Here is a 6,107-nt window from a genome sequence, read left to right on the forward strand (position 1 = left end):
CCGCTGGCCATGGCGGTCGCGCTCTCCGCGCTCGAACTGCTGGTCGCCTTCCTGCAGGCCTATGTCTTCGCGGTGCTGACCTGCATGTATCTGAACGACGCGCTGCACCCGAGCCACTGATCGATTTTCACCGGCGCCCCGGCGCCAGCATACCCAACGTACCAACTGCAACGAACAAGCAAACCACAGGAGTTTTGAAATGGACGCAACTGCAGCAGCTGCTATCGGCGCTGGTATCGCCTGCATCGGCATGGGCGGCGCGGGCATCGGCCTCGGCAACATCTTCGGCAGCTACCTCTCGGGCGCGCTCCGCAACCCGTCGGCCGCTGATGGCCAGTTCGGCCGGCTGATCTTCGGCTTCGCCGTGACCGAAGCTCTGGGCATCTTCTCGCTCCTGATCGCTCTGCTCCTGGTCTTCAAGTAAGATTGAGAGCTGACGAAAGGGGCCGCATGGTGCGGCCCCGTTCCATGGACAGGGGAATGAGATGTTCGTGACATCTGCCTACGCGCAAGAAACAGCGCCGGCCGCGGCCGAGGGCGATACGCATGCGGGCACTGCCGTGCCCGCCGCGGAGCATGAAGCGTTCCCGCCGTTCGATGCCAAGACCTTCCCGTCGCAGATCCTGTGGCTGGTCATCACCTTCGGGCTCTTCTACCTGTTCCTGAAGCGCGTTGTGATGCCGCGTCTCGGCGGCATCATCGATGTCCGCAACGACCGCATCACCCAGGACCTCGACCATGCCGCAAGGCTGAAGGGCGAGGCGGATGCCGCCGTTGCCGCCTATGAGCAGGAACTGGCGGAGGCCAAGGCCAACGCCAACAAGATCGGCCAGCAGGCAAGCGACGCCGCCAAGGCGGACGCCGAGGGCACGCGCAAGAAGCTTGAGGCCGAGCTCGAGAAGAAGCTTGGCGAGGCCGAGGCGAGCATCGCCTCGATCAAGGCCAAGGCGATGAAGGAAGTCGGCACCATCGCCGAGGACACCACATCGGCCATCGTCGAGGCGCTTGTCGGCGGCAAGGCCGACAAGTCCGAGATCGCGGCCGCGGTCAAATCCGCGAGCCGGTGAGGAGCGGGATCATGGACGCCACATCACTCGCCACGCTCTGGGCCACAATCGCCCTGCTCATCTTCCTCGGCGCCGTCATCTATCTGAAAGTGCCGGGCATGCTCGCCAAATCGCTCGACGCCCGCGCGGCCAAGATCAGCGCCGAGCTCGAGGAAGCGCGCAAGCTTCGTGAAGAAGCCCAGCAATTGCTTGGTCAGTATCAGCAGAAGCGCAAGGAAGCCGAGAAGGAGGCCGCCGACATCGTCGCCGCCGCCAAGCGCGAGGCTGAGCTGCTCGCTTCCGAGGCGGCCAAGAAGACCGAGGACTATGTCGCCCGGCGCACCGCGCTTGCCGAGCAGAAGATCAGCCAGGCCGAGCGCGAGGCCGTCAGCGAAGTGCGCGCCTCGGCCGTCGACATCGCCGTCGAAGCCGCCCGCGCGCTGCTCGCCGCCAAGGTCGATGCCAAGGCCGGTGCGGATCTGTTCAAGTCGGCGCTCAATGACGTGAAGGCCAAGCTGAACTGAGCTGAATTCTAGCTAAGCTTCGAAATTAAAAGCCGCCTGGGCAACCCGGCGGCTTTTTTGTTGTCGGAAAGGCGGGGCGCCTGAACTGCTGATCTCAACCACAAAGTGGGCTACGGCATGCACATTCCAAGCGGCTGGTCATTGGCGATAGCGTGTATGGCAGCCTGGCGCATGCATTGTCTATGCAGCGCTGGTCGACCCCCACTCCGTCTCGGCTTCGCCGGGCCACCTCTCCCCCGATCGACGGGGTAGAGGAAAGGCGCCACGCCTTTTGCCGTCAACGCGCGTCCAGCAAAACTCCCTTCCTTTCCCTCCGGAGGGGGGAAAGGTGGCGCTGCGAAGCAGCGACGGATTGGGGGAACCACGTGGCAATCAAGCCTCAGGCCTGATCAGTCACGCCAGTCACAATAGATGTGTGCATAGCGTAGACAAAGTGGGAGAGGTGGCTATCACTCCAGCCCGGCGAGGCTCTCTTCCTCTTCCGCCACCTCGGCGCCACCCAGCCGGAAAGGCGCGAACGACGCCCGATGCAGCCGTGCCACCGGCCCATGCATCTCGATCGCGGTGCGGTGCCGGACCGTCGCATAGCCCATATGCACCTCGAAGCCGTAATGCTCGTGATGTCCGCCGCAGCCGCACATCATGCGGTCGCGCATCACCTTGGCGACGATCGAGGCGGCGGCGATCGACTGCGAGCGCTGGTCGCCTTTGATCAGCGCGCGGCCTTCGCAGGCGAGGCCGGGCGGAACGTCGCGGCCGTCGGCCAAGGCGAGTTTCGGTTGCAGCGAGAGGCCCGCGGCGGCTCGGCGCATCGCTTCGAGGCTTGCCTTCAGGATGTTGCTGTTGTCGATGCCTTCGGCGCTGATCGAGGCCATCGATACGCTGAGCGCCGAGCCGAGGATCTTGAGGAACAGCGCCTCGCGCTGCAAATGGGTGAGGCGTTTGGAATCGTCGAGGCCTTCCGGGATGTTGGCGGGGTTGAGCACCACCGCGGCGGCCACCACCGGACCCGCGAGCGGACCGCGGCCTGCCTCATCCATGCCGGCGACCGGCCACAGCCCGTCGGCCATCGCCTTCGTCTCGATCGAGAAGTCGGGCTTCTCGACCATTTCAAAGAGAAGCGGAGAATCGGAACGCGCGCGAGCCATGGTGCGGCGAGGTTCGCATCGGCTCCGATTCTCCGCAAGTCCTTCCGGGTCGGATGGGGCGTCGGACCGGGAAGGCACCGTCTCACGGCCGGGGGACAAGGGCCGGACGGAATTTCGAACAAGTGACAATTCCAGACGGAAAATCGCTGTGTCTGGAAGTGCTTGGCACCGGCCGTCATGGGCCGGCGCAGATATCAAAGCAGCATCAGCTGCTCACCGGCGCCGGAGCCTGCGACGAATTGGTCGGTGCGAAGCTGCCGTCGCTCGATATTGAGGCCCAGCCGCTTGGCGGCGATCTCGAAGCGTCGGCCGATCTGCCAGGCATAGGGGCCGGCGCCCTTCATGCGCTTGCCCCATTCCGAATCGTAATCCTTGCCGTCGCGCATCGAACGGATCAGCGACATCACATGGCGATAGCGGTCCGGATAATGCCGCAACAGCCAGTCCTTGAAGATCGGCGCCACTTCGAGCGGCAGGCGCAGGATGACGTAGCCGGCCTCCCTGGAGCCCGCGGCTCTGGCCGAATCGAGGATGCGTTCCATCTCCGGATCATTGAGACCCGGGATGATCGGCGCCACCATCACGGACGCCGGAATGCCGGCATCCGAAAGCTGCCTGATCGCCTCCAGCCGCTTCGTCGGCGTCGATGCGCGCGGCTCCATGGTGCGGGCCAGCATGCGGTCCATCGTCGTCACCGACAGCGCCACTTTTGCAAGGCCGCGCTCGGCCATGCGCGACAGGATGTCGATGTCGCGCGTCACCAGCGCAGACTTCGTCACGATGCCGACCGGATGGCCGCGCGCCTCAAGCACTTCCAGGATCTCGCGCATGATCCGGTATTGTTTCTCGATCGGCTGGTAGGGATCGGTGTTGGTGCCGATGGCGATCGTGCGCGGCTGGTAGCCCGGCTTCGACAATTCCCGGTCCAGCATGCGCGCCGCGTCCGGCTTGGCGAACAGCTTCGATTCGAAATCGAGCCCTGGCGACAGGCCCATGAAGGCATGCGTCGGCCGGGCGAAGCAATAGACGCAGCCATGCTCGCAGCCGCGATAGGGGTTGATCGAACGGTCGAAGGAAATGTCGGGCGACTCGTTGCGCGTGATGATCGTGCGCGGCTTTTCGACCTGCACTTCCGTCTTGAACGGCGGCAGTTCCTCCAGCGAGTTCCAGCCGTCGTCGAACACATGCCGGCTGACCGGCTCGAACCGGCCGGACGGGTTGATGCCGGCCGAACGGCCGCGATTGCGATCGGGCCGCACGCGCATGCCGCTCTGCTCGATCATCGCATTTGCCATCTCGGCTCGTCCTGCTCCGAAAGCAGCAATGTCGGCGCGTACGATCTGTTCCATTTTCGCCCTCTCCCAAGGACTGTCGGCAGGCTGTCGAATCGCTCTGTTCATGAAACTATTCCTATTTTGCCCATGAGAACAAAGCAAGAACTTTTTCACTTGGAGCGTGTAACTGGCGCATCGCCGCACTTTCCGCTATTCGGCTGATATGCTCAGCGTTCTCATCGAAACCTTGAACGATGAAGAGGGTCTTGCCCGCACGCTCGCCTCGCTGGTCGGCGGCGCGGTCGAAGGCGTCGTGCGCGACGTGATCGTCTGCGATCAAGGCTCGACCGACCAGACGCATCGGGTGGCCGAGCATGCCGGCTGTCATTATGTGGCCGGCGGGGTCGCCGTGGGCATCGGCCAGGCCAAGGGCGATTGGCTGCTTCTTCTGGAGCCCGGCGCCAGGCTCGCCGAAGGCTGGATCGACGAGGTCGTGGCGCACACGGCGAAGCAGACCATGCCGGCGCGCTTTTCACGCGCCCGGGCCGATCGCGCGCCATTCCTGGCCCGCGTCTTTTCGGGCAACCGGGCGCTGGCCGAGGGCCTCGTCATCAGCAAGCGCCAGGCGTCGGCCCTGGCAAAGAGCGCGCGCAACGCCGAAGCCCTGGCGCGCGGCCTGGCGACCAGAAGGCTCAATGCCGAAATCTGGGTGGCGCCCCCGAAGTAAGGCCGGCTCTCCCTTCTCCCGCAAGGGGAGAAGGAAGAAGCGCAACCCAGCCCAGTCAGATCCCCTCGATCTCAACCGGCATCCAGGCGCTGCGGCGCCTCGCCAGACGTTGCTCGCGCGTCTCGGTGTCGAACCAGACGGCGACCGGCTCGCGCGAGAACGACGCGCGATCGTCGAGCGAGTTGACGATGACGACCGCCGTGGCGTCGTCGCCCTGACCGGCGATTGCCGCGACATAGACGCCGCAGTCGCGGCAGACGAGATAGTCGGCGGTGCGCAGGCCGAAGCGGTAGACCTGGAGGCGATCCCTGTCCGCGACCGAAACCACCAGCCTGCCGTTCGGGTCGGCGGCGGCGCGCGAGCCATGCCGTGTGCAGAAGGAGCATTGGCAGGCGCGGATTTCCAGCGCGGCCGGATCGAGCGCTGTGGAGAAGCTGAGGCGGATGTTGCCGCAATGGCAGCCGCCGCTGTGAACGGTCATGGCAAGGTTCCTTGTTCGCGGCACAAGGTACTTTGCCGGTGCCGGCTTCGAAATGGCTGCTCGCAGGCCATAGCGCCATTTCGCCTGCGAACCGGATGCCGGCCGCTCGCCTTTGCCTGCGGTTACGAGGCGGGCTTGCCGCCGCGCCGGAGATGCTCGTCCAGCCGCGGCATGATCTCGACGAAATTGCAGGGCATGTGGCGGTAGTCGAGCTGCGCCTTGATAATGCCGTCCCAGGCATCCTTGCAGGCGCCGGGCGAGCCAGGCAGCACGAAGACGAAGGTGGCGTTGACGACCCCGCCTGTCGCCCGGCTCTGGATCGTCGAGGTGCCGATCTTGTCGTAGGAGATGCGGTGGAAGACTTCCGAAAAGCCGTCCATGCGTTTCTCGAAGATCGGCTCCAGCGCCTCCGGTGTCACATCGCGGCCGGTGAAGCCTGTGCCGCCGGTGGTGATGACGACATCGATGTTTTCGTCCTTCGACCAGCCGAGCACCTTGTCACGGATCTTGTCGCGGTCGTCAGTGACGATGTCGCGCGCGGCAAGCGTATGGCCGGCTTGCGCGATGCGGTCGGCCAGCGTCTGGCCGGACTTGTCGTCGGCAAGGCTGCGCGTATCGGAGACCGTCAGCACCGCGATGCGCACCGGGATGAAGGGCCGGTTTTCGTCAAGCTTCGCCATCGCTCACCTCCATGCTGCGCGTCGCCGCGACGAACCAGTCGGGGTGGCGGGCGCGGATCGCGATCGCCGCGCGCTTGGCGATATTGCCGGTCTCGAACAGGCCGAAACACGTGGCGCCCGAGCCGGACATGCGCGCGAAGGCGGCATCGGCCCGCTTGAGCGCCTTGAGCGCCTCGCCGATCGCAGGTTCGATCGAGCGGGCCGATGCCGCCTTCGCGCGCATGTCC

9 protein-coding genes and 1 pseudogene are annotated in these 6,107 nt (G+C 65.1%); 5 read left to right on the forward strand and 5 right to left on the reverse strand.

The annotated features are described in order from the left end of the window. The 4 genes from EOD07_RS18485 to EOD07_RS18500 form a co-directional block, all read left to right on the forward strand. Positions 1-120: F0F1 ATP synthase subunit A (locus EOD07_RS18485; protein ID WP_245470223.1), on the forward strand; the 120-nt coding region annotated here is incomplete at its 5' end. 79 nt (positions 121-199) lie between these two features. Next, positions 200-424 carry a F0F1 ATP synthase subunit C gene (locus EOD07_RS18490; RefSeq protein WP_027164582.1) on the forward strand — a complete coding sequence of 75 codons (225 nt, stop codon included), beginning with the start codon at positions 200-202 and terminating at the stop codon, positions 422-424. A 61-nt stretch (positions 425-485) separates the two neighbouring features. Beyond that, a complete protein-coding gene (locus tag EOD07_RS18495; RefSeq protein WP_126062275.1) occupies positions 486-1,067 on the forward strand; it encodes a F0F1 ATP synthase subunit B in 582 nt (193 codons plus the stop codon). Between the two features lie 11 nt (positions 1,068-1,078). Continuing rightward, positions 1,079-1,570: a F0F1 ATP synthase subunit B gene (locus EOD07_RS18500; protein ID WP_040990995.1), complete on the forward strand. Its 492-nt coding sequence runs from the start codon at positions 1,079-1,081 to the stop codon at positions 1,568-1,570. Between the two features lie 449 nt (positions 1,571-2,019). Here the strand turns inward: EOD07_RS18500 and EOD07_RS18505 are convergent, their stop codons facing one another. Beyond that, complete coding sequence (locus tag EOD07_RS18505; RefSeq protein WP_127236499.1) at positions 2,020-2,718, reverse strand: ribonuclease HII; 699 nt, start codon at positions 2,716-2,718, stop codon at positions 2,020-2,022. 194 nt (positions 2,719-2,912) lie between these two features. Continuing rightward, on the reverse strand, positions 2,913-4,067 hold the full coding sequence (locus tag EOD07_RS18510) for a PA0069 family radical SAM protein (protein WP_127236500.1): 1,155 nt from the start codon (positions 4,065-4,067) through the stop codon (positions 2,913-2,915). A 148-nt stretch (positions 4,068-4,215) separates the two neighbouring features. Here EOD07_RS18510 and EOD07_RS18515 point away from each other — a divergent pair, with 148 nt between their 5' ends. After that, on the forward strand, positions 4,216-4,719 hold the full coding sequence (locus EOD07_RS18515; RefSeq protein WP_127236501.1) for a glycosyltransferase: 504 nt from the start codon (positions 4,216-4,218) through the stop codon (positions 4,717-4,719). 55 nt (positions 4,720-4,774) lie between these two features. On the opposite strand, the gene EOD07_RS18520 is transcribed toward EOD07_RS18515, so the two are convergent. The 3 genes and pseudogenes from EOD07_RS18520 to EOD07_RS18530 form a co-directional block, all read right to left on the reverse strand. Continuing rightward, on the reverse strand, positions 4,775-5,200 hold the full coding sequence (locus EOD07_RS18520; RefSeq protein ID WP_127236502.1) for an aldehyde-activating protein: 426 nt from the start codon (positions 5,198-5,200) through the stop codon (positions 4,775-4,777). Positions 5,201-5,322: 122 nt separating this feature from the next. After that, positions 5,323-5,880, reverse strand: a complete 558-nt coding sequence (gene moaB, locus EOD07_RS18525; RefSeq protein WP_040991004.1) for a molybdenum cofactor biosynthesis protein B — start codon at positions 5,878-5,880, stop codon at positions 5,323-5,325. Next, a pseudogene (locus EOD07_RS18530) lies at positions 5,867-6,107 on the reverse strand (hypothetical protein); the annotation flags it as partial. The gene moaB and the pseudogene EOD07_RS18530, both read right to left, overlap by 14 nt.

Source organism: Mesorhizobium sp. M2C.T.Ca.TU.002.02.1.1 (assembly GCF_003997225.1).